Source organism: Pseudomonas sp. GW821-FHT09C08 (genome assembly GCF_059418125.1).
The window spans coordinates 494,914-519,084 of record NZ_JBWKPG010000002.1; the positions used below are offsets into that span (position 1 = coordinate 494,914).

Genomic DNA, 24,171 nt, shown 5'->3' on the forward strand with positions numbered 1-24,171 from the left:
AAGGCGTTACAAAATAAAACGAGAGGTTTCATGAAACCGCGCCTGCATTGTGCCCGCCTTGCCCTGTTCCTGTGTGGCTGCGCGGCGTTTCTCAACCTCTATGCGACCCAGAGCATTCTGCAGACCTTTGCCGCGCAGTTTCATATCAGCGCCAAGGCGGCAGGGTGGAGCATCACCGTGACCACCCTGGCGGTGGCGATCACGGCCCCTTTCGTCAGCCGCCTGACCGGGCGTTTCCAGCAGCGCAGCGTGATCGCCTTGGCTGCGTTGTTGCTGGCGGTGCCGGCGTTGATGACAGCCTATGCCGACAGTTTCGCCGAAGTGTTGGTGTGGCGCTTTGTCGAGGGCATGTTGATCCCGGTGGTGTTCGCCACCAGCGTGGCTTATATCGGCGATCGCTGGAGTGGCGGCACAGTGACTGAAGTCACCAGCCTGTATGTCGCGGGCACCGTGTTGGGCGGGTTCGCCGGGCGCTTTGTCACCGGGGTGATGACCGAGTACGTGGGCTGGCGCGAAGCCTTTGAATTGCTCGCGGCCCTGAGTTTGATGGTCGGCGGGTTTATCCAGTTTCTACTACCACCCAACCGCGCGAGGACGGTCCCCGTCAAAGCCTCTTCATCGGGGGTGTTTCGCCTGCCTTTGCTCGCCGCTTACGCCGTAGGTTTCTGCGTGTTGTTCTCGCAAGTCGCGGCGTTTACCTACGCAGGTTTGCACCTTGGCTTACCGCCTTTCAATCTCGGGCCTGCAGCGTTGGGCACGTTGTATATGGTGTTCCTGTTGGCATTGATCGTGATCCCCATCGCCGGGCGTCTCAGCAAAGCCCGTCCGCACACCGAGCTGCTGACGGTCGCTGCAGTGCTCGGCGTCAGTGGCTCGGCGCTGACCCTGACGTCGTCGCTGTGGTGCATCGTGGTGGGCCTGGCGCTCAGTTCCACCGGCGTGTTTCTCGCACAGGCCGCCGCGAATGCCTATATCAGCGCCACCGCCGATGGCAACAAGGCACGCGCTGTGGGGCTGTATCTCACCTGTTACTACCTCGGCGGCAGTTGCGGCGCCATCGTGCCGGCCTTGATCTGGGAACGCTGGGGCTGGGCGGGCTGCGTGACGCTGATCATCGGTTTCCAATTACTGACGTTGCTGATCGCCCTGACCGGCTGGAAGCCGCCTAAACCCGAGCTGATTCCTACCTCATGAACGACACCGTCGCTGTGCCTGCGTCTGAAATATCCACTCGTCGTCGTGTGCTGTTCGCCGGTTGCAGCGCTCACGCCATCCACGATGGACTCACCGACGCCATCTACGTGCTGCTGCCTATCTGGCAAGCTCAGTTCGCCTTGTCCTACGCGCAGATCGGCCTTTTACGCGGCGCCTATTCCGGGATGATGGCGGTGTTCCAATTGCTGGCCAGCCGCGCCGCCAAACGCTGGGGCCGCGTACCGCTGCTGGTGGGGGGTACGGCGTTGGCAGGGTGTGCCTACCTGTTGGTGGGGCAGGCGACCGGATTGACGCTGTTGCTGGTCGCGCTGTTGCTGGGCGGCTTGGGCGCCAGCACGCAGCATCCGCTGGCATCCTCGATGATCACCGACGCCTATGAGGACGGGGGCGGGGTCAAGCAGGCGCTGTCCCAGTACAATTTCTCCGGCGACATCGGCAAAACCCTGATCCCGGGGCTGATTGGCCTGCTGCTCACCGTCATCAGTTGGCGAGCGAGCGCCACACTGCTGGGGCTGATCGGCCTGGCGGCGGCGGGGCTGTTGTGGTGGCTTATTCCTACTCAAGCCTGCGAATCCACCGTCAGCAAAAAAGCCAGGCCGCTCAAGGGCGTCGGCTCCGTCACTGGCCTGCGCGCATTGATCCTCACCGGTACGCTCGACAGTGCCGTGCGCATGGGCTTTCTCACGTTTCTACCGTTCCTGCTGCAAGCCAAGGGCGCCGGTACCGCCGGCATCGGCCTGGCGCTGACGATGCTGTTTATCGGTGGCGCCTTCGGCAAATTGCTGTGCGGTTACCTCGGTGCACGCATTGGCATGATGAAGACCGTATGGATCACCGAAACCAGCACCGCGCTGCTGATCGTTGCCGCCGTATACCTGCCGCTGACCGGGTTGATGGTGATGTTGCCGCTGCTGGGGTTGGCGCTCAATGGTACGTCTTCGGTGCTCTACGGCGCGGTGCCGGACCTGGCCGGCGCGGGCAAGCGCGAGCAGGCGTTTGCGCTGTTCTACACCGGCACGATCGGCGGCGGGGCGCTGGCACCGGTGGTGTTTGGCGGCGTGGGGGACGCGCTGGGTGTCCCGGTGGCGGTGATGGTGCTGGCAGGAGTCTTGTGTGTGACGTTGCCGCTGGCGTGGGTAGTGCAAAGGGGGGTGGACAGGAACCAACGATGATCGCTTTTCGCAGGTGAAACTCAGTTCCGTCCTACGTCATGACCTGGGCCTCCTGGGTTGTAGCGTTCGCGCTTCATGAACGGATGAAGCCAGCATTCAAAGTGTCGCCGCCAGCGAAAACGGAATGCGCAACGCCCCGATCGGCCCTTCGCGCGTACCGCACATCTCGTCATGAACGCAGTGCTGCACCAGTACACACGGAAACGGTGGAACCCTTTGCAACAGATCGCGCAAATGCGTGGTGGAGCCGATGCGCATCGGCTTCCCGCTATCGTCCAGTAACGTCATTTCGACGTCATCCAGTCTCACGCGAGCGATATAGAAACCGCCTTCCAGCGACAACAATTCCAGCTCACGTATTTCGCCTTTCCCAGCCAGTTCGGCCAGCTGTTGCAGATTCATGATTGAGCCTCGCTTCAGGGTCATTGGCGACGAAAGAACAAAGTGACCTGACCCCACTCGACACCAAACTTGGACATACTCGAGCGGTTGATCAGGGTGTCCTCGTCCATCAGGTACATCCAGTCGTCAAAGCTGACTTCGTAGACGGAGCCATCCACCGGTAGGTTGAGACGGTAGCGCCAACGCAGTGCGTTGCCCGCCACCTCGCCGATAGCTTCGCCGACCACGTCTCCTGCCCGACCGCGCCAGCGTCCCGGGCCGTCCGGGGTTAGTGTCCAGATTCGTTGCTGACGCGTGCCGTCGCTGTAGAGAAACCGCTCGTCGAGAATCAACGCATCGCCCTCGCGCCGGCTGGCGATATTCACCTCAAAGCGCTTGGCGACTTCACCCGAACGCTTCTGGAAGATGCCCCAGGCTTTCACGGGCTTGCTGAAGAAACGCTCCAGGTCCAGCTGCGGTTGCTGGCCGGCATAGTGATCGACCCCCACGTTGCCGCAACTACTCAAACTCAACACCAGCAACAATGAAATCCATAGACGCGTCATTGTCCGGCTCCATGAAGGTGCGCGGCGTAGTGCCATCGCTCAGGATTGATACTTGTACAAAAATATTGATTTGTACATGTTTGTGCGAGGCGACTGACGAGTAGCACAAATCCCACCCATAAAAAAACCGGCCACCAAGGACCGGTTTTTTTAGGCCTCCCCCGTCAGAACCATCCTGACGTGGGCGCAAAATATGAGTGGAGCGGGTAGAGGGAATCGAACCCTCGTCGGAAGCTTGGGAAGCTACTGTTCTACCATTAAACTATACCCGCTCAGAGCGGCTGACTTTGTACCAGATGTGCGCCGGGATTTGAAGTTTTTCTTCGAAAAATGTGTGGGTTGCGTGCGCCAGGCGAGGCAGCAAACTGATCTCGGTGGGGCGCGAGCGTGCGTAAGGGCTGGGTTTGCCCGCGATAGATGGACCTTGGAGGTCAGGCTATCGCGGGCAAGCCAGTGCCTAGGCACGCTGGCGAGCGTGTTTCAGATGGCGAAGGCATGCTGGGTCTGGCCTTGGTGATAGCGCAATCGGTTGACCTGCCGCTCGGGTTTGAGAAAACCCACCACCGCCGCACGACTGTCCCGGCACGCCGCCTTGTGCTCCATGTCCAGGAAGTGCCCGGTCGCCTGGATGGTGCTGAAGCTGCTGTTCGTCACGTACTGCCCGAACTGCCTGGCGTCGTCGGCGCTGGTGTATTCGTCCCACTCGCCGTTCAAGAACAGCACCGGTACGTCGATCTGCCGTGCGGCCTTGAGGTAGCACAGGCGGTCACTGTGCAGCACCTGGCTGATGTGAAAATGCATCTGCCCGTACTCGTGCTCGGCCAGGCTGCTCACATGCTTGTAGTTGAAACGCTTGAACAGGGACGGCAAGTGTTTGCCGATGGTGCTGTTGACCAGGTGGCCGACGCTATGGCGATCGAGGTTGCCGAGGTAGTCGACACCACGCTCTAGATAGTCGCGCATCGGCGCGTTGATCACCGGGGAGAACGAGCTGATCACGGCCTTTTCCACACGGCGCGGGCGGTGGGCGAGGGCGACCAGGGTCGCGGCGCCGCCCCAGGAAAAGGACAGCACGTGCTCGGCCGCGAAGTGGTCGATCAGTTCCAGCAGGATCTGGCCTTCGACTTCTTTGGTCAGCATGTGCTCATGGCGATTATGGATCTTGGAGCGACCGGCGTAGGGCTGGTCGTACAAAACCACATTGAATTGCGGGTACAGGCTTTTCACGGTTTGGGCGAAGGATGCCGTGGTGGCCATGGAGCCGTTGACCAGGATGATGGTCTTTTCAGCAGCGTCCGCGCGATAGAACTCCGTGTAAACCCGATACTGACCCTGTATATCCAGCACAGCGATTTCTGGCCTCATGTCGTAAGACTCCTGGCAAGCGGGTAGGGCGCGCAGATCACTCTGCACGAGCTTTGTGACAGGTAGGCATACGCCTGGAAAATGAGGGCCCATGTCGATCCGATGACGGTTGGCCGACGGGTGTTGTTATGGCGGGCTGTTTGCCTGGGAGGCCCGTAGATCAAGCGCGGGCGGGGCAAGGTGTTTCTTGGAGGTTATAGGCGACTCGCCAGTCATAATTTGGCTGACGGTTTGATTCAAGCAGTCGAGTGGCCAGCTCGCAAGCCGGCAGACAGGTTTTTTGCCATCACCGGCTGAACGGTCGTCAGACCTGTCGGATTTCTTCCTCGGACAGCGCCCGATACTCGCCCGGCGCCAGGCTCAGGTCCAACACCAACGGGCCCATCCGCTCCCGGTGCAAGCCCGTCACTTTGTTGTTGAAATGCCCGAACATGCGCTTCACCTGGTGATAGCGGCCTTCGATGATGCTCAGGCGTGCGGTCCTGGGCCCCAGCAACTGCAGATCGGCGGGTTGCGTGGTCAGGTCTTCAAACGCGAAATACACGCCCGCCGTAAAGGTAGCCGCGTAGTGCGGGCCGATGTCCTGCTCGGTCTGCACGAGATAGACCTTGGGCAGCTTGGTCTGCGGTTGCGTCAGGCGCCGTGACCACTGGCCATCGTTGGTGATCAGCATCAGGCCCGTGGTGTTGAAATCCAGACGACCGGCGATGTGCAGCTCGTCTTTGTCCGGCTCATCCAACAGGTCCAGGACCGTGCGGTGTTGCGGGTCAGCGGTAGCGCTCACGCACCCCTGGGGTTTGTGCAGCATGAAGTAACGCGCCGCGCGGCCCGCCTGCAACACTTCAGCATCCACGCAGACGCGGCTGAATTCGCGTACTTCATGGTGAGGATCACTGACGGCGACACCATCAACGCTGATACGCCGCTCGACCAGCAACACCCGCACCTGCTGGCGATTGAAACGCGGCAGATTGCTGAGGAAACGGTCAACGCGCATGGCGAATCTGTTCATCGACCTGCGCGCACCGCGGGCACAGGCAGGCCTTGTTGCGCAGTTCATCGGGCAGCGCTTCAAGTATCGCCGGGTCGATGGTGACGCTATAGCACCAGCAAGGCTGATCGGCTGTACGTGGGTCGGCCAGGGTGCAGTCGTTGCGGGCACCGCAGGCAGGGCAAAGGGTTGGCGTGGTCATGGTCGGTCGGGCAGGGCCTCGGAAGTCCCTGCACGATACAGCGCCGTTCAGTCGCGTTCCAGCACGACGACCCGCTGGCCGGCGCCGATACTGCTGCCCGGCTGCACCGGAATCTTGCGCACCACCCCGGCAAACGGCGCCAGCACCGGGATCTCCATTTTCATCGACTCCAGGACCACCAGCACATCGCCGGCCGCCACGCGCTCACCCGAGCTCACCTGGACTTGCCAGAGATTGCCGGCGATATGGCTGTCGATGCTGTACTCATTGGCTTGCAGCGGCGTGTCCTGCGCCAGCGGCGGCGCTGACTCTTCACTGTCGAAATGCGCTTGGCCGCTGGCGATCCAGCGTTCGCGCTCGGCGTTGAAAGCGTGCTGCTGGTGCTCACGAAAGGCATCGATCGTGGGTGCTTCCCGCGCGAGAAATGCCTGGTAATCCGCCAGGTTCAACGTGCTGTCTTCGATGCTCAGCTCAAAACGCCCCAGGGGAAAGTCCCGCCGAATCTGCAGCAGTTCCTGCGCGCTCACCGGGTAGAAGCGAATCTGGTCGAAAAACCGCAGCAGCCATGGCTTGCCATCGAACGCCGCCACTTCGCGATAGCGGTTCCACATCTGCAACGTGCGCCCGACGAACTGATAACCGCCGGGGCCTTCCATGCCGTACACGCACAAGTAGGCGCCGCCGATGCCCACCGAGTTCTCGGCGGTCCAGGTGCGCGCCGGGTTGTACTTGGTGGTCACCAGCCGGTGGCGCGGGTCGAGCGGCGTGGCCACCGGTGCGCCGAGGTAGACGTCGCCCAGGCCCATGACCAGGTAGCTCGCCTCGAACACGGTGTGGCGCACTTCATCGAGGTTGGCCAGGTCGTTGATACGGCGGATGAACTCCAGGTTGCTCGGGCACCAGGGCGCGTCCTTGCGCACGGTGGTCATGTATTTTTCGATGGCCAGTTGGCACGCCGGGTCGTCCCAGGACAACGGCAAGTGCACGATGCGCGACGGCACCTGCAGGTTTTGCCGGGCGCACACGGCGCTCCACTCGCTGGCGATCAGTGCCAGCAGATCCGCCAGGGGCAGTTGTTCGGGCTGGTAGTGGATCTGCAGGGCGCGGATGCCCGGCGTCAGGTCGATGACGCCGTGCAGCGCACGGGCTTCGAAGGCTTGCATCAGGGCGTGGCCGCGAAAACGCAGGACCAGGTCCAACTCGGCGGCGCCGATTTCCAGCAGCAGATGGGTGTCGCCTGCGAGGCGGGCGACCAGGCGGGTGTCGCCCTCGCCGATATCCAGCACCACCGGCGACGTGTAGGCGCCCGGCGTGCCGACGATGGCGGCGCCTTGGTCGGCCTGAAGCACCGAGTTGTCGGCATCGCTGGCAAACTTGCTCCTGCAGACGCGGTTCTCTTTCATGGCCAGTTCACGGGCGGTTTTGAGGTCGACCGGCTCGAAGCGCACCTTGTCGCCGGCCTTGAGCTGCCCCAGCTGCCACAGGTCCGCCTCGATCACTGTCACCGGGCAGACGAAACCGCCGAGGCTCGGGCCATCCGGGCCGAGGATCACCGGCATGTCGCCGGTAAAATCCACCGCGCCAATGGCATAGGGATTGTCGTGGATATTCGACGGATGCAGCCCCGCCTCCCCGCCGTCCGTGCGTGCCCACGATGGCTTGGGCCCGATCAATCGCACGCCGGTACGGCTGGAGTTGAAATGCACTTCCCACGGCGTGGCAAAGAAGGTGTCGATGTACTCCGGCAGGAAATATTCCGGCGCGCCGTGGGGGCCATAAATCACTCGCAGCGTGCGCACCTGTGGCAGCGGTTCGGCGAGGCACTGCTGGCCGGCACTCGCGTCCAGCAGCGGCGCCAGGTGCAACACATCCCCGGCGCGCAACGCCCGTCCACCATGGCCGCCGAACTGGCCGAGGGTGAAGGTACTTTTACTGCCCAGGTAGTCCGGTACTTGCAGCCCGCCGCGCAGGCACAGGTAGCTGCGCGCGCCGGCGCCGGCGATGGTGCCAAGGCTCAACATCGCGCCGGCCTCGATCAGCAGCGCGGTGTTCATCGGCACCGGCTGCTCATTCAACAACAATGGAATGTCCGCGCCGGTCACCGCGACCACCGCCGCACAGTTGAAGCGCAGCAGCGGCCCGCTCATGGTGATTTCCAGCGCGGCGGCGCCGTCGTCATTGCCCAGCAGGCGATTGCCCCTGCGCAGCGCGCGGCTGTCCATCGGCCCTGACGGCGGCACGCCCACGGCCCAGTAACCGAGGCGGCCGGGATAGTCCTGCACGCTGGTTTGCGTGCCGGCGCTGAGCACCTCGAAGGTGTTGGCGACGTAGACCAGATCTTCCAGGCAACGCGTCCAGGGCCGACCGCTGGCGAAGGGGGCGGCGAGCAGAATCTGGCGCAGGTAGTCGCGGTTGGTTTCCACCCCATACAGTTGGCTGTCGCTCAAGGCCTGGTGCAGGTCCAGGCGCGCCTGTTCGCGGGTCGGGGCCCAGGCGATCAGCTTGGCGATCATCGGGTCGAAGTACGGCGGGATCTCACACCCGGCCTCGACCCACGTGTCGATGCGCAGGCCTTCGCCTGCGGGGAAGTCCACACAGGTCAACAGCCCTGGGCTCGGCTGGAAGTCGCGGCCGGGGTCCTCGGCGTACAGCCGCGCCTGGATCGCATGGCCCCGAGGTTTTACGTCCAACTCAGCCAGCGGCGGCAGTTCACCCGCCGCCAGTTGCACCATCCAGCGCACCAGGTCCACGCCCCACACCTGCTCGGTGACGCCGTGTTCCACTTGCAGGCGCGTGTTCACTTCAAGGAAGTAGAAGCGCCCGTCGGCGCTATCAAAGATAAATTCCACGGTGCCGGCGCTGCGGTAATTCACTGCCTTGGCGAGGGTGATGGCGGCTGCACACAAGGCCTCGGCCATGCCTTCGGGCAGATTCGGCGCCGGGGTTTCCTCGAGGACTTTCTGGTTGCGCCGCTGCACGGAACAGTCGCGCACGCCGAGGGCGATCACGTCACCTGCGCCGTCGCCGAACACCTGCACTTCAAGGTGACGCGCGTGCTCGATGTACTTCTCGATAAACACACCGGCGTCGCTGAAATTGTTCTGGCCCAGGCGCTTGACCGCCTCGAACGACTCGCTCAACTGCGCCGCGCTGCGGCACACGCGCATGCCAATCCCGCCGCCGCCGGCGGTACTTTTCAGCATCACCGGGTAGCCGACGGTGTCGGCGGCCCGCAACGCAGCGTCGAGGCTGTCGAGCAGCTCGGTGCCTTCCAGCAGCGGAATGTGCTGTTGCCTGGCCAGGGCGCGGGCAGTGTGCTTGAGACCGAACACGCGCAACTGTTCGGGCGTCGGCCCGACAAACGCAATGCCTGCGTGTTCACAGGCTTGGGCAAAGGCGGCGTTTTCCGACAGGAACCCGTAGCCCGGATGAATCGCCCTGGCACCGCAGGCCTTGGCGGTCGCGAGGATTTTTTCCACAGCCAGGTAGGTCGTGGCGGCGGCGCCTTCACCGAGGCTGTAGGCCTCGTCGGCGTGTTGGATATGCAGGCTCGCCGCATCGGCTTCGGCATAGATGGCGACGCCCTTGACCTGCAGTTCGCGCAAGGTGCGCAGGATGCGGCAGGCGATGGCGCCACGGTTGGCGATCAACAGTTTTTCGAACATGGCAAAACCCTGCGGGCCGTCCCGCAAAGTGAGGGAGCACTTCGGTCGTCCGAAATGCATGCGGTCAGTGTGGGAGCGGGCTTGCTCGCGAATGCGGTGTTTCAGTCAATCTATGTATCGCTGACACACCGCCTTCGCGAGCAAGCCCGCTCCCACATTTGATCTTCAGCGTTTGTGGAGGCACTGCCCGGCGCGGGCCTGGCACAGGGCAAACAACCATTGACGCAACCGGCTCATTTTCAATTCCATACCAGCAGCTCCGCAGGGGTGGGGTTGTAGGCGTTGCACGGGTTGTTCAGTTGCGGACAGTTGGAGATCAACACGATCACGTCCATCTCCGCGCGCAGGTCGACGTACTTGCCAGGGGCGGAAATCCCGTCTTCGAAGGTCAGCTCGCCGTCGGCGGTTACCGGCACGTTCATGAAGAAATTGATGTTCGGCCCGATGTCGCTTTTGCCCAGCCGGCCATCGTGGGCGCAGGCGCGCAGGTAGTTGTCGCGGCAGCTGTGCATGTAGCGTTTTTCCAGGGCGTAGCGCACGGTGTTGCTCTCCTGGGCGCAGGCGCCGCCGAGGGTGTCGTGGCGCCCGCAGGTGTCTTCGACGATGGTCAGCATCGGCTGGCCGAGGTTGGAATACAACACGCTGCCGGTGCCCAGGTACACGCTGTTCTGGCGACGCAAGGTGCGTTGCACGTCGTAGCGCTCACGTGGGTTCTTGAGGCTGTAGAACAGCGTGTCGACGGCCTGGTTGCCCTCAAGATCGAGGATGCGCAGGGTCTGCCCGGCCTTGACCTCCATCAGCCACGGCTCGCCGGCGGGGATGGTGGCGCGGTATACCGCTGCATCCGGTTGTTTCAGTGCGATAGACATGGCAGCTCCTCAGGCGAACAGGCGGTCGGTGTTGATAAAGCCGCGCGCGTTTTCCGGGCGCGAAGTGCGGCAGTGTTCGGCGACGCTGGGGTCGGCGTTCATCCAGCTCAGTTTCAGTGGTTGTGGGGCGTAGTCAGGGTTGGGGTCCATCGGGTGTTGCAGCGCGGTGAGCACCACCAGGGTGTCCATCGGGGTGTAGAGTTCGATGTAGTCGCCGGCCTTGGAGTTGCCCGGCACGAAGTGCAGGCCGCCGTCGGCATCCACGCTGACGCGGCTGAACAGGTTGAGGGTCATCAGCAGGTCGGACAGGCCCAGGCCCCACTTGCCCAACTCCACCAGCAGGTTGTCGGTGCCGTTGCGGAAAAAGCCGTTGCGCAGTTCCTGATAGCGGCCCTGGCCGTACTTCTCGGCGACTTCGGCGGCGCACAACACGCCGCCAATGCTGTCGCTCCAGCCGCAAGTGTCAGCGGTGATGGCCGCCAGTACGCGGCCCATGTCCGAGTACAGGCAATGGCCGGTGGTGAGCTTGGCGGTGTGCTGGCATTTGAGGCTGTCGGGCAGGTTCAGGCGCTCGGTTTTTTCGTTGGCGTTGAGCAGGGTCAGGCTGACGTTGGCGCCGCCGCGAATATCCGTGAGACGCAGCAGTTGACCGCGCTTGAGCACGAACGAACGGTGACCACCACCGGGTAGCATTTCCTCGGCGAACGGCGGGAACAGCGGGTTGGAATCAGTCATTTGGAAAGAGCTCCAAGTTCGGCGGCGAGCGCCTTGCGACGCTCGCTGTTCAAAGGGATGTCGTAGGTGATACGGGCGCCATAGGCGCCGGGGGCGTGGGGGTCGACGCGCACTTTGTCGAACACCAGCAGGCGCGTGCCGAGGCTGAAGCCTTCGCTCAGGTCGTGGGTGACCATGAACACCGTCAGGCGGGTTTCGCGCCACAGTTCCAGCAGCAACTGGTGCATGTCTTTGCGAATGCCTGGGTCGAGGGCGCCGAAGGGTTCATCCAGCAGCAATACGCGCGGCTGCATGATCAGCGCCTGGGCGATGGCCAGGCGTTGTTGCATGCCGCCGGAGAGCTGCGCCGGGTATTTGTCCAGCGCATGGCCGAGGCCGACCTTGTGCAGCAGTGCACCCGCCTGTTCGCGAGCCTGCTGCCTGGCCTTGCCGAACAATCGGCCGAGCAGTGCTGAACGCGGCAGTTCCAGGCCCAGGGCGACGTTGTCGAGCACGCTCAGATGCGGGAACACCGAGTAGCGCTGGAACACCACGCCACGGCTGGCATCCGGCTCGGCAGCGAGCGGTTGGCCGTCCAGCAGGATCTGGCCTTTGCTCGCGGTTTCCTGGCCCAACAGCAGGCGCAGGAAGGTCGATTTACCGCACCCCGAGGTGCCTACCAGCGTGCAGAACTCGCCCTCGGCCACGTGCAGGTTGAGGCCTTCGAGCACCACCTGGTCGCCATAGCGCTGCCACACATTGTTGACGCTGATAAAGCTCATGCCCGCGCTCCTTCGTACCAGGGGAACGCGCGTCGGGTCAGGGCCTTGAGGCCCCAGTCCATCAGCCAGGCCAGCAGGGTGATCCACACCACGTATGGCAGGATCACGTCCATCGCCAGGTAGCGGCGTACCAGGAAGATGCGGTAGCCCAGGCCATCGGTGGAGGCGATGGCTTCGGCGGCAATCAGGAACAGCCAGGCCGAGCCCAACATCAAGCGCAGGGAGATCAGCAGGCGCGGCAGCAATTGCGGGAGTACCACGCGCAGCATCAGGGTCCAGGTAGAGGCGCCGAGGGTCTGCGCCTTGACCAGCAGCTCGACCGGAATCTCGCGCGCGCGTTGCTCCAGGTCACGGGCCAGGGCCGGGGTGATGCCGATCACGATCAGCATCACCTTGGACAATTCCCCGAGCCCGAACACGATGAACAGAATCGGCAGGATCGCCAGCGGCGGCACCATCGACAGCACCGTGAGCAGCGGCGACAACGGCGCGCCAAACAGCGGCAGCGTGCCAGCGGCGATGCCCAGGCACAGGCCGGCGAGGGCGCTTATTCCCAAGCCGATGGCCAGGCGGCGCAGGCTCGATGCGCTGTCTTGCCAGAGCACGTATTCCCCGGTGCGCGCGTCGGCGCTGAACGCCAGGCGTTTCACCGCGTCGCTCATTTGCGCGGCGCTGGGCAGCAGCTTGTCGTTGGGATTTTCCGCCAGGCGCTCGGCCGAGCCCACGAAGTAGGCGAACAGCAGCAGGGCGAACGGCAGTATCACCAACAACAGGCGGCTGGAGCGTTCCGGATGACGGTTGATCAGGCGCATGGCCAGGTCCTCTTACAGCTTGCCGTCGGCGGCCATCTGCACGTAGCTGGGGTCGAAATGCAGCTTGAGGTTGGCGGTGTCGCCGCTGGTCACGCCGTTGGCGAAGCTCATGCCCACGGCGCTGGTGTCCTTGGCGCCTTCGCCGAGCAAACCGTGTTCAAACGAGAACTCGGCGACCTTGCGCATGGTCGCCGGCAGCTGCGCGCTGGTGGCGAACGCCAGGGCTTCCTTGGGTGTGGCAAACAGCTTGGTGGTGTCCAGTTGTGCCTGGAAACCCTTGAGGTCGGTGCCGGAAGCCTTGGCCATATGTTCCAGGGCCTCGGTGCTGGCGGCGCCCTTGGCGTTCATCAGTGCGACCACTTCAAACCAGGCGCCCGTCAGCGCCTTGCCGAGCTTGGGGTTGTCCTTGAGGGTCTGGGTGTTGACCACCATCATGTCCATGATTTCGCCGGGCACTTTGCTCGAGTCGAACACTTCGCTCACGCCGGGCTTGGCCTTGATCTCCGAGAGCATCGGATTCCAGGTAGTGACGGCCTGCACCTGATCGGTGTTGAAGGCGGCAGCGATATCGGCGTCGGAGGTGTTGACCACCTTCAGGTCTTTTTCAGTCAGGTCTGCCGATTCCAGCGCACGGGCCAGCAGGTAGTGGGACACCGAGAGTTCCACCAGGTTGACGTTCATGCCCTTGAGATCGGCCACGGTCTTGCCCGTGCCCTTGATGATCACCCCGTCGTTGCCGTTGGAGAAATCGCTGACCACCAGCGCGGTGCTGTCTACGCCACTGGCGGCGGGGATGGTCAGCGCGTCCATGTTGGTCATGGTGCAGCCATCGAACTGGCCGGCGGTGTACTGGTTGATGGATTCGACGTAGTCATTGAGCTGGACCATGTCGATGCTGATGCCGTACTTCTTTGCCCATTTGTCGAGGATGCCTTGGCTGCCGGCATACTCCCAGGGCATCCAGCCGGCGTAGATCGTCCAGCAGACGCTGAAGTGGTCTTTGGTAGCGGCCTGGGCAGGCAGGCTCAGCACGGCGGCAAACGCGGCGGCGAGGAGGGCGGGTAAACGGATTGAGGGCATGGGCTTCTCCAGTTGATCAAGGGCGAGCAGGAGCAACGCGGCACCGCGAACGGTGGCTTGTCTCCCGGGCTTTTATCCCGCCGTGTAACCTCAACTGGAGGTCGCCAACTCTCGGACCAGCCACTCGCTTGTGGCGAGCCGGAACCCTAGTCGGCCATTGCAAATTGTGGTGCCGCGAACCTGTGATGAATCCTGCACGGCAGATGCAAAGCGAGGTTCGTGCCAAGTGCGCCGGGGCCTGGCTGTGCAGGCGGCCCGGCGAGGAGGGAGGGTAAAGGCAAAGGCAGCGTGCGCCACGCGGGTGCGTCGGCGCACTGCAATGAGGCGCTTACAGCTGGAACTTGCTGACCAGCACGTTGAACGAAGTGGCCAGGCGTGACAGGTCCTGGCTGGAGGCGTTGGTCTGGTGCGCGCCGGCGGCAGTCTGGGTCGACAGGTCCTGGATGTTGAGCAGGTTGCGGTCGACTTCGCGGGCCACCTGGGCCTGCTCCTCGGAAGCCGAGGCGATCACCAGGTTGCGCTCGTTGATCATCGCCACACTCGCGGTAATCCGCTGCAGCGCGTCGCCGGCGTTCTGCGCCAGGGCCTGGGTATTGTTGGCCCAGGTCAGGCTTTTGTTCATCGCGGCCACCGCGTCATCGGCGCCGACTTGCACTTCGCCAATCATCTTTTCGATGTCCACGGTCGAGGTCTGGGTGCGATGGGCCAGCGCGCGGACCTCATCGGCGACCACCGCAAAACCGCGACCTTGTTCACCCGCGCGGGCGGCCTCGATGGCGGCATTCAGGGCCAGCAGGTTGGTCTGGTCGGCGATGCCGCGGATCACATCGATGACCTTGCCGATCTCGCGCACCTGGCCGGCGAGGTCGGCCACCGATTGGGTGGAGTCGTTGATCTCGTCGACCATCGATGACATGCCGGACACGGCCTGCTCGACCTGCTGGCGGCCATCTTCAGCCTCGGTGGTGGCCTGGCGCGAGGCTTCTGAAGTCGACACCGCGTTGCTGGCCACTTCGTCGACTGCCGTCGTCATCTGATTCACGGCGGTGGCGGCTTGCTGGATTTCGTCGTTCTGGCGCGTCAGGCCGCGGCTGCTTTCGTCGGTGACCGCGCTCAGTTCCTCGGCAGCCGAGGCGAGCTGGTCGGCGGCGTTGGCGATTTCCACCAGGGTACTTTTCAGGCCACCCTGCATATCGGCGAGTGCCATCAGCAGTTGCCCGGCTTCGTCGGTGCGCTCGGTGAGGATGGCTTGGGTCAGGTCGCCCTTGGCAATGCGTTGCGCACTTTCTACCGCCTGGGCGATGGGACGGGTGATCAGCCGCGTGATCAGCACGCCAATGATGATCGCAATGATAAAGGCCAGCACGATGCCGGCAATCATCCAGGTCAACGCACTGCTGCGCAGTTCATCGGCGGCGACGGCGCCTTCCTGGATCTGGCGGTTGTTGGAGTCGATCATCACGCGGATCAGGTCGCGGGCCTGGCGGAACAGTTCATTGTTGCTGCTGTTGAGCTGCGCACGGGCCTGGTCGACCTGGCCGCCATCGAGCATGGCGATGATGCGTTCGGAGTTGCTGACATAGGTCGGCCAGAGCTGGTCGAGCTTGTCGCCTGCCGCGCGTTCGTCATCCTCCAGCGGCGTGGCGCGGTACGTGGCGTAGGCGGCCTGGCTGCGCTTGAGTTCGTTGCTGATGTCGTCGCGCACACGGTTGCGGTCCTGCGCGGCGACGTCGCCCTTGCTGGCGTCCAGCAGGCGGTACAAACCACGGTTATGCGCAACCAGGCCATTGAGGGTGGCGGCCGTGTTGCTGACGGAGACCAGATTATTGGAGAACGTCAGCTCCAGCGCACTCGCCAGTCGCACTACGCCTTTGATCCCCAGCAGGCCGACCCCGAGGGTGACCAGCGCGCACAGTAGAAATGACAGCAGCAGCTTGGTGGAAATTTTCATGGCTCGAATCCGCAGATGTTGGCGAAGGGCGCACAGTAGAGCCTTCCTGGCGTTGTGCGATGTCATAGTGACATCATCGCAATCGACAAAGTTTCGAGCCAGATAAATTTACTGAATCGTTAAAGCTTCGAGCAGACTAAACACGTTCTCCCCATGCAGCCATACGGCCCTTCAAGCACCCGACATTGATGTATCAAGTTGTTACCAGAACGCACCAGATTCTGTTTTTGATGTCAGATATTTCGTCATTCGTTGAAAGATGAATGCCGCCCTCCAGCGTCGCTGGAGGAGCTCTTCCGCGGTCCAGGAGGCCGCCATGTATCGACGATTGCTACTCAGTGCGTTACTCGGTCTTACGCTTTCTGCATGTGTGCCTTACTACGATGGAGGCCAGAGCTATTACCGCTCCGAGGTCTACACCGCACCGGCGCCGGTGTATTACTACGGCGGTGGCCCGACGTACCAATACCGTCGTGACTACTACCCCGCACCGCGTTACTACGCCCCTCCACCGCGTTATTACTCGGCACCGCGCTATTACGCGCCGGCGCCTCGCTACTACCCGGCAGGCCCGAGGGCGGGCTACCGGCCTTACCCGAACCAGGGCTGGGGTGATCACGGCGGTAATGGCGGGCATGGACGTGGAGGTGATCACGGCGGCGGCCGTGGCGGTCACCGTTGATCGATCAAATACGCAAACGGCGCAGGAAGCGCCGTTTTTTTATGCCTGTAAACCCTCAGTAATCCGACAGATCTGCCAGCGGGTGCCGGCCTTCCCAGGCCTTGTTGAAATGCGCCTGCACCACGGCGTCGGGGATCGTGTTGATGTCCGGCCAATGCCAGTGGGGTGTCTGGTCCTTGTCGATCAACCGCGCGCGCACCCCTTCGCTGAACTCCGGATGACGGCAGCAATTGAGGCTCAGGGTGTATTCCATCTGGAACACCTCGGCCAGCGACAGATGGCGAGCATGCTGGATCTGTTCCCACACCAGGTGCGCGGTCAGCGGGCAGCCTTCGCTCAAGGTCTTGCCGGCGCGGCTGAACAGCGGGTCGGCGTGCTCGCGCAACAGGCTCAAGGCGCGCCAGGCACAGCGCACATCGCCGACATCCAGCCATGCATCGATCTGTGCCCGGCGCGGCAGCCATTGGGCTTCGGGTTGCTGGTCGACGGCTTCCTGGGCCAGGGCCTTGAGCAGGCTGTTGAGTTGCATCGAGGTTTGTTCCTGCCAGTTCAATTGCAGCAGGCCATCGAGCAGTTCGTCCTGTTGGTCGTCGCGCAGGAAACGGTCGGCCAGGCCCAGGTCGAGGGCATCACGACCATTGATGTGCGCGCCGGTGAGGCCCAGGAACAGGCCGAGTTTGCCCGGCAGGCGCGACAGGAACCAACTGGCGCCCACATCCGGGTACAGGCCGATGCTGATCTCGGGCATGGCCAGGCGGCTGCTCGGCGTGACGATGCGCACCGCCGCGCTCTGCAGCAGGCCCATGCCGCCGCCCAGCACGTAGCCGTGGCCCCAGCAGATCAACGGTTTGGGGTAGGTGTGCAGGCGGTAGTCGAGGCGATATTCCGCCGCGAAGAACTGCGCAGCCAGGGCCGGCACTTCTCCTGGATGTTCACGGCAGGCCAGGGCCAGGCTGCGCACCTCGCCACCGGCGCAAAAAGCCTTGGGGCCGTTGCCGCGCAGCAGTACGCAGACGATGTTCGGGTCTTTGGCCCAGGCATCCAGGCGGTCGGCCAGGGCCAGGATCATTGGCAGGGAGAGGGCGTTGAGGGACTTTTCAGCGTCCAGGCTGGCGATGCCGATGCGGGCACCGTCGCTGCCGGTCAGCTCTTCGAAGTGCAGGTTCATCGTGACCTCAATCGAGAAAGTGAAGGTTCAGTATGATCGCTTCGTGGGAAAGTGCCGATGGTGTGTCAGATCAATTGACAAGCGGGGTCGGCTTTCCTAGGGTTCGCCCATTCTTTTTCAGGCGACGACCACACCATGACCGAAGGCGACCGTATCAAACTCGAACCCAGCTGGAAACACGCCCTGCGCGATGAGTTCGAGAAGCCCTACATGGCCGAGTTGCGCGAGTTCCTGCGCCAGGAACATGCCGCCGGCAAAGAGATCTATCCACCCGGCCCGCTGATTTTCAACGCGCTCAATTCAACCCCGCTGGACAAGGTCAAGGTGGTGATCCTCGGCCAGGACCCGTACCACGGTCCCGGCCAGGCTCATGGTTTGTGCTTCTCGGTGCAGCCGGGCGTGCCGACGCCACCGTCGTTGGTCAATATCTACAAAGAGCTCAAGCGCGACCTGAACATCGACATCCCCAATCACGGCTGCCTGCAGAGCTGGGCCGACCAGGGCGTGTTGCTGCTCAACACTACCATGACGGTGGAGCGCGCCAACGCCAATGCGCATGCGGGCAAGGGCTGGCAGTTCTTTACCGATCGGATTATCGAAGTGGTCAGCGAACACCAGCCGCACTTGGTGTTCCTGCTGTGGGGCGCGCATGCCCAGGGCAAGCAGAAGCTGGTGGATGCCACCAAGCACTTGGTGCTGACCTCAGTGCACCCGTCGCCGTTGTCGGCGTATCGCGGGTTTCTGGGCTGCGGGCATTTCAGCCGCACCAACAAGTTTCTTGAGCAAAATGGCGAGACGCCGATTGAATGGCGGTTGCCACCGCTCTAACCCTCGCCATCCCACTGCAGGCGCCGGCTTGCCGGCGATTGCAGTGTGTCAGCCAACCAAGTTGTCGATGGAGCCAGCGCCATCCTCGGCAAGCCGGCGCCTAGACACGGCGGTTCCAGTGCCGGAACAGCGGCTCCGCCAGGAACAGCACAAACAGCAAGCGCATCACCTGCATTGCCGTCACCAACGGCACCGACAGTTGCAGGGTCTCGGCCGTTAGGCTCATTTCGGCAATGCCGCCGGGCATCATGCCCAGGGTCAACGAGCGCAGGTCCAGATGGGTCAAGGCGCTCAAGCCCACTGCCGCCAACGTCGCCAGCGCCATGGTCAGGGCCGTGCCGATCAAGGTGCGACCCATGAACGACGGCGCGCGGCGAAAGAACTGACGGTTGAAGTGGCAACCCAGGCCGCTGCCGATCAGCCATTGACCCATCTGGCTGCCGCCGTCCGGCAGGCCGATGTGCAGGTCCCACACCACGCTGGCCGTCGCACTCACCAGCAACGGGCCGAACAGCCACGGGTTTGGCTGGCGCAAGCGTTGCCATCCCCAGGCTACCAACGCCCCGAGCGGAAACAACAACGCCAGCCATGCCCAACTGACCGGTGCCGGATGAAACTGCGGCGCGCCGCCTTCAAGCAGGTACTTGAAGATTGCCGGCACGCACAGCACCACCACCAGCACGCGCAAACTCTGCCCCGCCGCGACCCGGCTGAGTACCGCGCCATTGCGTGCGCCGAGGTTGACCATCTCTCCGGAGCCGCCCGGCATGCTCGAGAAAAACGCGGTGGCGCGGTCTTCGCCACTGCGGCGCATCAACCACACGCCGACGATGCTCGACAGGCTGGTGACCAGCGCGCCGAAGAAGATCAGGCCGAAGTGGCTCATCACCTGCTCGATCACCACCGGGGTGAAGTGCAGGCCGATGCCGATCCCCACCACCCATTGGCCGCATTTGCGCCCGCCGGGAATTTCCGCCAATTGCCACGGCGTGAGGCACCGCACCAGGATGATCGCCAGTAACGAGCCGACCATGTACGGCAACGGCCAGCCAACCAGGCTGGCCAGGTAACCGCCGGCCAGGCCGACCAGCGGTGTTCCCCACCATTGTTTGAAGGTGACCTCAGACATCAGCCACGGCACGACGCTGCAGGGCACGTTTGCGGTAGATGCGCACCAATGGGAAGGCCAGCATCAGCGCCGTCAGTACCCACACACCGAAGGTGATCGGGCTCGACCAGAGGATGTCCAGCGCACCGTTGGAGATCGACAGCGCGCGGCGCAGGTTCTGCTCCATCAGGCCACCGAGGATAAAGCCCAACAGTACCGGCGACAGCGGGAAGTCCAGCTTGCGCAGGATGTAGCCGAAGATGCCGATGCCGACCATCAGGAACAGGTCGAAGGTGGTGGCGTGGACCGCGTACACACCAATCGCGGTGATGATCGCGATCACCGGCACCAGCGCCCAGTTCGGCACGGCGAGGATGCGCGTGAAAATGCGGATCATCGGGATGTTGAGGATCACCAGCATGATGTTGGCGATGAACAACGAGGCGATCAGGCCCCAGACGATGTCCGGTTGCTGTTGGAACAGCAGCGGGCCCGGCGTGATGTTGTACAGCGACAAGGCGCCGATCATCACCGCCGTGGTGCCCGAACCCGGCACACCCAGGGTCAGCATCGGCACCAGCGCGCCGCAGGCGGAAGCGCCGATCGCGGTTTCCGGGGCGGCCAGGCCGCGCATGTCGCCCTGGCCAAACTTGCCGCTGGCACCGGCCAGGCGTTTCTCGGTCATGTAGGCCACGGCCGAGGCCAAGGTCGCGCCGGCACCTGGCAGTACGCCCATGATGAAACCGAGCAGGCCGCAACGGATGTTCACTACAAACACCGCAGACGCTTCCTTCAGGTTGAACATCATCCGTCCGGTGGCCTTGACCGCTTCCTGGCCACGGTGGGTTTTTTCCAGCAGCAACAGGATCTCGCTGATGGAGAACAAGCCGAGCACCAGTACGACGAACTGGATGCCGTCGGTCAGGTGGATGTTATCGCCGGTAAAACGGTAGACGCCGCTGTTGGCGTCAATGCCCACTGCCGAGAGAAACAGGCCGATCAGCGCCGCGACGAAGGTTTTCAGCGGTTTGTCGCCGGCCATGCCGCCCAGGCAGACAATCGCGAACACCATCAGCACGAAATATTCCGCCGGACCGAAGGCAATCGCCCATTTGGCCAGCAGCGGTGCAAACAGCACCATGCCGCAGGTGGCGATAAACGCGCCGATGAACGAGCTCCATGCCGACAGCGACAGTGCCACACCGGCCAGGCCTTTGCGGGCCATCGGGTAGCCGTCGAGGGTGGTCATCACGGTGGACGCCTCGCCCGGGATGTTCAGCAGGATCGAGCTGATGCGGCCGCCGTATTCGCAACCCAGGTACACCGCGGCGAGCAGGATCAGCGCCGATTCCGGCGGCAGGCCCAGCGCGAAAGCGATCGGGATCAACAACGCCACGCCGTTGATCGGGCCCAAGCCCGGCAACAGGCCGACCACGGTGCCGATCAAGGTGCCGCACAGCGCGGTCACCAGGTTGTAGGGGGACAGCGCAACGCCGAAGCCCTGGCCCAAATAGCCAAAAGTATCCATGTCAGTTCTCCAGAACGTCGAGCAGGCCGAGGGGCAGCGGAACATCCATGGCTTTATCGAACAGCAGATAAAGACCAATGGCCATCAGGCTGACGATCACCACGCTGGGCAACCAGCGGCCGCCATACAGGCGCGCCATGGGGATGCCGATCAGCATGCTGCTGAGGATGAAACCCAGTGGTTCGAAGGTGCCGGCAAACACAATCAGCAGGGCCACGCAGACGCCGATCTTGATCAGGGTCTGGCGGTCCAGCGCGGGTTCTTCCTCGGTGTGCTTGGTCGGCTGTGGGCGAAACAGCATGTAGATCAGCCCCAGGCTCATCAGCCCGAGCATCAGCAGCGGGTAGGCGCGAGGGCCGACCGGCTCGTAGGAAAATGCCGCCTGATACGGCCACGCCATCAAGGCGAGGCCGGCACAGACCAGCAACATCACCGAGGCGAAAATGCGTTGTAAGAGCATAGGAAACTCCTGGGCCACTTTTGCAGGCGCGACACTGCTCGCGAAAAATGCACGGACGCCGCATGTGTCCAGCAGCACGCGTCGTCGTTGACGTTTTTCGCGGGCAAGCCCGCTCCCACAGAGGGGCGATTACTGGATCAGGCCGAACTCTTTGGCCAGCACTTTGTAGTCAGCCACCTGCTTCTTCACGTAGGTGTCCAGCTCCGGGCCGGTCATGGCGAACGGGAACAGCTCGCGCTGGTCACGCAGCTTGGCGAACTCGTCGGAGGCCAGCAGTTTGTCGAAGGCATCTTTCCACCAGGCGTAGTCGGCATCGCTGACTTTCGGCCCGAGGTAGAACCCACGCACCACCGGCCAGACGATGTCGTAGCCTTGCTCCTTGGCGGTCGGAATATTCTTCATTTCCGGCTCGTCCAGGCGCTGTTCGGAGAACACCGCGAGCAGGCGCATGTCACCGCTGAGAATGTGCGGCATGGAGTCGGAGATGTCGGTACTGCCCACCTGGATATGCCCACCGAGCAGCGCGGTGGCGATTTCACCGCCGCCCTCGAGGGCCACATAACGCAGCTCACGCGGGTTGATCCCGGCGGCCTTGGCGATCAGCGCGGTTTGCATCCAGTCCTGGCTGCCGACGGTACCGCCGGAGCCGATCACGACGCTGCCCGGATCTTTCTTCAGGGCTTTGACCAGATCGTCGAGGGTCTTGTAGGGCGAATCGGCTTTCACCGCGATGGCCCCGTAGCTGGTGCCGACCGCTGCCAGCCAGCGCACGGCGCTCTCATCGAAGCGACCGAACTTGCCCTGGGCCAGGTTCAGCAGCGAGCCACTGGACCAGGCCACCAGGGTGCCGGCGTCCGCCGGGCGCTGCGCGACCACCGCGTTGTAGGCCACCGCGCCCACGCCGCCAGGCATGTAGGTCACGCGCATCGGCTTGCTCAGCAGCTTTTCATTCACCAGCGCGCTTTGCGCCAGTTTGCAGGTCAGGTCAAAACCGCCGCCAGGGGAGGCCGGTGCGATGCATTCCGGGCGCTTGGGCTCGTCGGCGGCCAGCAGTTGGCCGGCGAACAGCATGCAGCCGGCGGCGAGGGCCAATTTACGCAGTGAAGGGGTCATGGTGATCTCCGTCTTTGTTGTTATGAGTTGTTACTACCAAAGCGCGACGCTATAGCTGACCAGCAGGCGCATTTCATCCGCGTCACGGGCTGAATAGTTGGAACGATAAGTCGCGTTGCGCAGGCGCACCGACACATCCTTGAACGTGCCGCTTTGCACCACGTAGCGGATCTCGCTGTTGCGTTCCCACTCCTTGCCGGTCTCGCCGTTCTTGAGCTTGATGTTGTCACCCGAGAGGTAACGGCTCATGAAGCTCAGGCCGGGAATCCCCAGTTTGGCGAAGTCGTAGTCGTAACGGGCTTGCCAGGAGCGCTCTTCAGCGCCGGCGAAATCGTTGATCTGCACGAAGTTGACCAGGTACGGATCGCTGCCATCCACATACGGGAAGGCGCTGTCACCGGACATGTGCTGATAACCGGCGCTGAGCTTATGGCCATTGAGCGCATAGCTGAACAGGCCGTTGAGGGATTGGTTGTCGATCTTGCCGCCACGGGCACTGCCGGTGTCATCGCTGATCGCCAGGCGCAGGTCGGTGGCGAAGGTCCCGGGCCCCATCGGGCGCGCAGCGACCAGGCCGAGGAAGTGCTGGCGGTAGACATCATCGAGCTGGGCGAAGTGGTAGCTGCCGGTGATCTTGTCGGCGAACTTGTAGTCGGCACCGCCAAAGTTGAAGTGCTTGCCGGTGGCGCCGCTGAGGAAGCGGCTGTTCTTGTTGTTGAGGGCGATGTCCTCGTAGTTGGTGTCGTCGCGGTCCTTGGCCTTGTCGAGCCGGCCTGCGGTGAACACCAGGTTCTTGAATTCCTTGGAGGTCAGCAGGCCGCCGTTGAAGGTCTGCGGCAGGATGCGCCCGTCGTTGGGCTTGAGGATCGGCAGTTCGGGGATCAGCGCCCCGATCTTCAACTCGGTGGCAGAGATTTTCACTTTGCCGGTCAGGCCGAGCTTGGAGTACTCGTTGGCGGCGCGGCCATCGTCATGGGTCGGCAGCAGGCCGGTGCCGGTGCGGTCGGGGCTGGAGTCGAGCTTGACCCCGAGCATGCCCAGCGCATCCACGCCAAAGCCGACGGTGCCGTCGGTGTAGCCCGATTGCAGGTTGAGCATGAACCCCTGGGCCCATTCGTCGCGCTTGGATTGCTGCGCACTTGTGCCGTCGCGAAAGTCGCGGTTGAAGTACATGTTGCGGGTTTCCAGGGTCGCGCTGCTGTCTTCGAAGAAGGCAGCCTGGCTGAGCGGCGCAAAGCCGGCGAGGGCAGCGGCACTGGCAAGGGCGGTGTGGGTCAGGCGAGAAGAACGAACAGGCGGGCAGGCCTGGGGCTGTGTCGACAGCATCGTTGGGTACTCCGTTATTGTTCTTATTTTGGCGAAAACGCTTCGAGGCGTTTTTCGGGCGCTACGGATCAGGTAGCTCGATGGGCATGACCCACCGTGGCTGGATGCTAAAGGGCGAAGCTTTCACTAACCTTTCAGTTGTCTTTCAATGTTTTCGGGCTTCACAGGCCAGGCGGCGCCTGTAAACTGCCCC

General features: G+C 63.0%; 22 protein-coding genes, 1 tRNA gene and 1 riboswitch. Of the genes, 4 read left to right on the forward strand and 19 right to left on the reverse strand.

Annotation, left to right across the window (positions count from 1 at the left end):
• Nucleotides 1–30: 30 nt before the first annotated feature.
• Nucleotides 31–1,194 (forward strand): MFS transporter, encoded by a 1,164-nt coding sequence (locus tag AC07OJ_RS08890; protein ID WP_495094400.1) that lies wholly within the window; start codon nt 31–33, stop codon nt 1,192–1,194.
• Entirely contained in the window at nt 1,191–2,387 is a 1,197-nt protein-coding gene (locus AC07OJ_RS08895; protein ID WP_495094401.1) for an MFS transporter, read from the forward strand. Before AC07OJ_RS08890 ends, AC07OJ_RS08895 begins: the two co-directional genes overlap by 4 nt.
• 96 nt (nt 2,388–2,483) lie before the next feature.
• Here the strand turns inward: AC07OJ_RS08895 and AC07OJ_RS08900 are convergent, their stop codons facing one another.
• The 13 genes from AC07OJ_RS08900 to AC07OJ_RS08960 form a co-directional block, all read right to left on the reverse strand.
• On the reverse strand, nt 2,484–2,789 hold the full coding sequence (locus AC07OJ_RS08900) for a DUF6482 family protein (RefSeq protein WP_262133991.1): 306 nt from the start codon (nt 2,787–2,789) through the stop codon (nt 2,484–2,486).
• A 20-nt stretch (nt 2,790–2,809) separates the two neighbouring features.
• Nucleotides 2,810–3,334: a DUF3833 domain-containing protein gene (locus tag AC07OJ_RS08905; protein WP_106804874.1), complete on the reverse strand. Its 525-nt coding sequence runs from the start codon at nt 3,332–3,334 to the stop codon at nt 2,810–2,812.
• Nucleotides 3,335–3,532: 198 nt separating this feature from the next.
• Nucleotides 3,533–3,606: transfer RNA gene (locus tag AC07OJ_RS08910), tRNA-Gly, on the reverse strand.
• Between the two features lie 208 nt (nt 3,607–3,814).
• On the reverse strand, nt 3,815–4,699 hold the full coding sequence (locus AC07OJ_RS08915; protein WP_106804873.1) for an alpha/beta fold hydrolase: 885 nt from the start codon (nt 4,697–4,699) through the stop codon (nt 3,815–3,817).
• Nucleotides 4,700–5,003: 304 nt separating this feature from the next.
• Entirely contained in the window at nt 5,004–5,696 is a 693-nt protein-coding gene (locus tag AC07OJ_RS08920) for a 16S rRNA pseudouridine(516) synthase (protein WP_495094402.1), read from the reverse strand.
• The gene (locus AC07OJ_RS08925) at nt 5,686–5,892 is read right to left on the reverse strand and encodes a cysteine-rich CWC family protein (protein ID WP_065899424.1); all 207 of its coding nucleotides are present in this window, start codon (nt 5,890–5,892) and stop codon (nt 5,686–5,688) included. The genes AC07OJ_RS08920 and AC07OJ_RS08925 overlap by 11 nt, the downstream gene beginning before the upstream one ends.
• A 47-nt stretch (nt 5,893–5,939) precedes the next feature.
• Nucleotides 5,940–9,557: an urea carboxylase gene (uca, locus tag AC07OJ_RS08930; protein WP_495094403.1), complete on the reverse strand. Its 3,618-nt coding sequence runs from the start codon at nt 9,555–9,557 to the stop codon at nt 5,940–5,942.
• A 239-nt stretch (nt 9,558–9,796) separates the two neighbouring features.
• Nucleotides 9,797–10,426: an urea amidolyase associated protein UAAP2 gene (locus AC07OJ_RS08935; RefSeq protein WP_495094404.1), complete on the reverse strand. Its 630-nt coding sequence runs from the start codon at nt 10,424–10,426 to the stop codon at nt 9,797–9,799.
• A 9-nt stretch (nt 10,427–10,435) separates the two neighbouring features.
• Entirely contained in the window at nt 10,436–11,161 is a 726-nt protein-coding gene (locus AC07OJ_RS08940) for an urea amidolyase associated protein UAAP1 (RefSeq protein ID WP_495094405.1), read from the reverse strand.
• Nucleotides 11,158–11,922, reverse strand: coding sequence for an ABC transporter ATP-binding protein (locus AC07OJ_RS08945; protein WP_065899420.1), 765 nt, complete (start codon nt 11,920–11,922; stop codon nt 11,158–11,160). The genes AC07OJ_RS08940 and AC07OJ_RS08945 overlap by 4 nt, the downstream gene beginning before the upstream one ends.
• A complete protein-coding gene (locus AC07OJ_RS08950; RefSeq protein WP_120447837.1) occupies nt 11,919–12,734 on the reverse strand; it encodes an ABC transporter permease in 816 nt (271 codons plus the stop codon). The genes AC07OJ_RS08945 and AC07OJ_RS08950 overlap by 4 nt, the downstream gene beginning before the upstream one ends.
• 12 nt (nt 12,735–12,746) lie before the next feature.
• Entirely contained in the window at nt 12,747–13,814 is a 1,068-nt protein-coding gene (locus tag AC07OJ_RS08955; RefSeq protein ID WP_495094406.1) for a putative urea ABC transporter substrate-binding protein, read from the reverse strand.
• A gap of 59 nt (nt 13,815–13,873) precedes the next feature.
• Nucleotides 13,874–13,975, reverse strand: a riboswitch (guanidine-I (ykkC/yxkD leader).
• A 167-nt stretch (nt 13,976–14,142) separates the two neighbouring features.
• Nucleotides 14,143–15,765 carry a methyl-accepting chemotaxis protein gene (locus AC07OJ_RS08960; protein ID WP_315416011.1) on the reverse strand — a complete coding sequence of 541 codons (1,623 nt, stop codon included), beginning with the start codon at nt 15,763–15,765 and terminating at the stop codon, nt 14,143–14,145.
• Between the two features lie 316 nt (nt 15,766–16,081).
• Between AC07OJ_RS08960 and AC07OJ_RS08965 the strand changes: the two genes are divergently transcribed.
• The gene (locus AC07OJ_RS08965) at nt 16,082–16,447 is read left to right on the forward strand and encodes a hypothetical protein (RefSeq protein WP_083221300.1); all 366 of its coding nucleotides are present in this window, start codon (nt 16,082–16,084) and stop codon (nt 16,445–16,447) included.
• 55 nt (nt 16,448–16,502) lie between these two features.
• Here AC07OJ_RS08965 and dspII read toward each other — a convergent pair whose 3' ends face one another.
• Entirely contained in the window at nt 16,503–17,615 is a 1,113-nt protein-coding gene (gene dspII / locus AC07OJ_RS08970) for an enoyl-CoA hydratase/isomerase DspII (protein WP_495094407.1), read from the reverse strand.
• 135 nt (nt 17,616–17,750) lie between these two features.
• Here dspII and ung point away from each other — a divergent pair, with 135 nt between their 5' ends.
• The gene (gene ung / locus AC07OJ_RS08975; protein ID WP_065899415.1) at nt 17,751–18,443 is read left to right on the forward strand and encodes a uracil-DNA glycosylase; all 693 of its coding nucleotides are present in this window, start codon (nt 17,751–17,753) and stop codon (nt 18,441–18,443) included.
• 100 nt (nt 18,444–18,543) lie between these two features.
• Here ung and AC07OJ_RS08980 read toward each other — a convergent pair whose 3' ends face one another.
• From AC07OJ_RS08980 to AC07OJ_RS09000, 5 genes are all read right to left on the reverse strand, one after another.
• Nucleotides 18,544–19,572 carry an AbrB family transcriptional regulator gene (locus AC07OJ_RS08980; RefSeq protein ID WP_495006493.1) on the reverse strand — a complete coding sequence of 343 codons (1,029 nt, stop codon included), beginning with the start codon at nt 19,570–19,572 and terminating at the stop codon, nt 18,544–18,546.
• Nucleotides 19,565–21,079: a tripartite tricarboxylate transporter permease gene (locus tag AC07OJ_RS08985; RefSeq protein ID WP_065899413.1), complete on the reverse strand. Its 1,515-nt coding sequence runs from the start codon at nt 21,077–21,079 to the stop codon at nt 19,565–19,567. The genes AC07OJ_RS08980 and AC07OJ_RS08985 overlap by 8 nt, the downstream gene beginning before the upstream one ends.
• Nucleotide 21,080: 1 nt before the next feature.
• Nucleotides 21,081–21,539: a tripartite tricarboxylate transporter TctB family protein gene (locus tag AC07OJ_RS08990; RefSeq protein WP_065899412.1), complete on the reverse strand. Its 459-nt coding sequence runs from the start codon at nt 21,537–21,539 to the stop codon at nt 21,081–21,083.
• 129 nt (nt 21,540–21,668) lie between these two features.
• Complete coding sequence (locus AC07OJ_RS08995) at nt 21,669–22,652, reverse strand: Bug family tripartite tricarboxylate transporter substrate binding protein (RefSeq protein WP_065899411.1); 984 nt, start codon at nt 22,650–22,652, stop codon at nt 21,669–21,671.
• A 33-nt stretch (nt 22,653–22,685) separates the two neighbouring features.
• Nucleotides 22,686–23,978, reverse strand: a complete 1,293-nt coding sequence (locus tag AC07OJ_RS09000) for an OprD family porin (RefSeq protein ID WP_065899410.1) — start codon at nt 23,976–23,978, stop codon at nt 22,686–22,688.
• Nucleotides 23,979–24,171: the final 193 nt, after the last annotated feature.

Bases quoted from the DNA above. Each gene is read 5' to 3' on its own strand.
- AC07OJ_RS08920 (WP_495094402.1), bottom strand. From the start codon at position 5,696: ATGCGCGTTGACCGTTTCCTCAGCAATCTGCCGCGTTTCAATCGCCAG.
- AC07OJ_RS08925 (WP_065899424.1), bottom strand. From the start codon at position 5,892: ATGACCACGCCAACCCTTTGCCCTGCCTGCGGTGCCCGCAACGACTGC.
- AC07OJ_RS08915 (WP_106804873.1), bottom strand. From the start codon at position 4,699: ATGAGGCCAGAAATCGCTGTGCTGGATATACAGGGTCAGTATCGGGTT.
- dspII (WP_495094407.1), bottom strand. From the start codon at position 17,615: ATGAACCTGCACTTCGAAGAGCTGACCGGCAGCGACGGTGCCCGCATC.
- AC07OJ_RS09000 (WP_065899410.1), bottom strand. From the start codon at position 23,978: ATGCTGTCGACACAGCCCCAGGCCTGCCCGCCTGTTCGTTCTTCTCGC.
- ung (WP_065899415.1), top strand. From the start codon at position 17,751: ATGACCGAAGGCGACCGTATCAAACTCGAACCCAGCTGGAAACACGCC.
- AC07OJ_RS08960 (WP_315416011.1), bottom strand. From the start codon at position 15,765: ATGAAAATTTCCACCAAGCTGCTGCTGTCATTTCTACTGTGCGCGCTG.
- AC07OJ_RS08995 (WP_065899411.1), bottom strand. From the start codon at position 22,652: ATGACCCCTTCACTGCGTAAATTGGCCCTCGCCGCCGGCTGCATGCTG.
- AC07OJ_RS08955 (WP_495094406.1), bottom strand. From the start codon at position 13,814: ATGCCCTCAATCCGTTTACCCGCCCTCCTCGCCGCCGCGTTTGCCGCC.
- AC07OJ_RS08905 (WP_106804874.1), bottom strand. From the start codon at position 3,334: ATGACGCGTCTATGGATTTCATTGTTGCTGGTGTTGAGTTTGAGTAGT.
- AC07OJ_RS08980 (WP_495006493.1), bottom strand. From the start codon at position 19,572: ATGTCTGAGGTCACCTTCAAACAATGGTGGGGAACACCGCTGGTCGGC.
- AC07OJ_RS08990 (WP_065899412.1), bottom strand. From the start codon at position 21,539: ATGCTCTTACAACGCATTTTCGCCTCGGTGATGTTGCTGGTCTGTGCC.
- AC07OJ_RS08890 (WP_495094400.1), top strand. From the start codon at position 31: ATGAAACCGCGCCTGCATTGTGCCCGCCTTGCCCTGTTCCTGTGTGGC.
- AC07OJ_RS08900 (WP_262133991.1), bottom strand. From the start codon at position 2,789: ATGAATCTGCAACAGCTGGCCGAACTGGCTGGGAAAGGCGAAATACGT.
- AC07OJ_RS08940 (WP_495094405.1), bottom strand. From the start codon at position 11,161: ATGACTGATTCCAACCCGCTGTTCCCGCCGTTCGCCGAGGAAATGCTA.
- AC07OJ_RS08950 (WP_120447837.1), bottom strand. From the start codon at position 12,734: ATGCGCCTGATCAACCGTCATCCGGAACGCTCCAGCCGCCTGTTGTTG.
- AC07OJ_RS08935 (WP_495094404.1), bottom strand. From the start codon at position 10,426: ATGTCTATCGCACTGAAACAACCGGATGCAGCGGTATACCGCGCCACC.
- AC07OJ_RS08895 (WP_495094401.1), top strand. From the start codon at position 1,191: ATGAACGACACCGTCGCTGTGCCTGCGTCTGAAATATCCACTCGTCGT.
- AC07OJ_RS08985 (WP_065899413.1), bottom strand. From the start codon at position 21,079: ATGGATACTTTTGGCTATTTGGGCCAGGGCTTCGGCGTTGCGCTGTCC.
- AC07OJ_RS08965 (WP_083221300.1), top strand. From the start codon at position 16,082: ATGTATCGACGATTGCTACTCAGTGCGTTACTCGGTCTTACGCTTTCT.
- AC07OJ_RS08945 (WP_065899420.1), bottom strand. From the start codon at position 11,922: ATGAGCTTTATCAGCGTCAACAATGTGTGGCAGCGCTATGGCGACCAG.
- uca (WP_495094403.1), bottom strand. From the start codon at position 9,557: ATGTTCGAAAAACTGTTGATCGCCAACCGTGGCGCCATCGCCTGCCGC.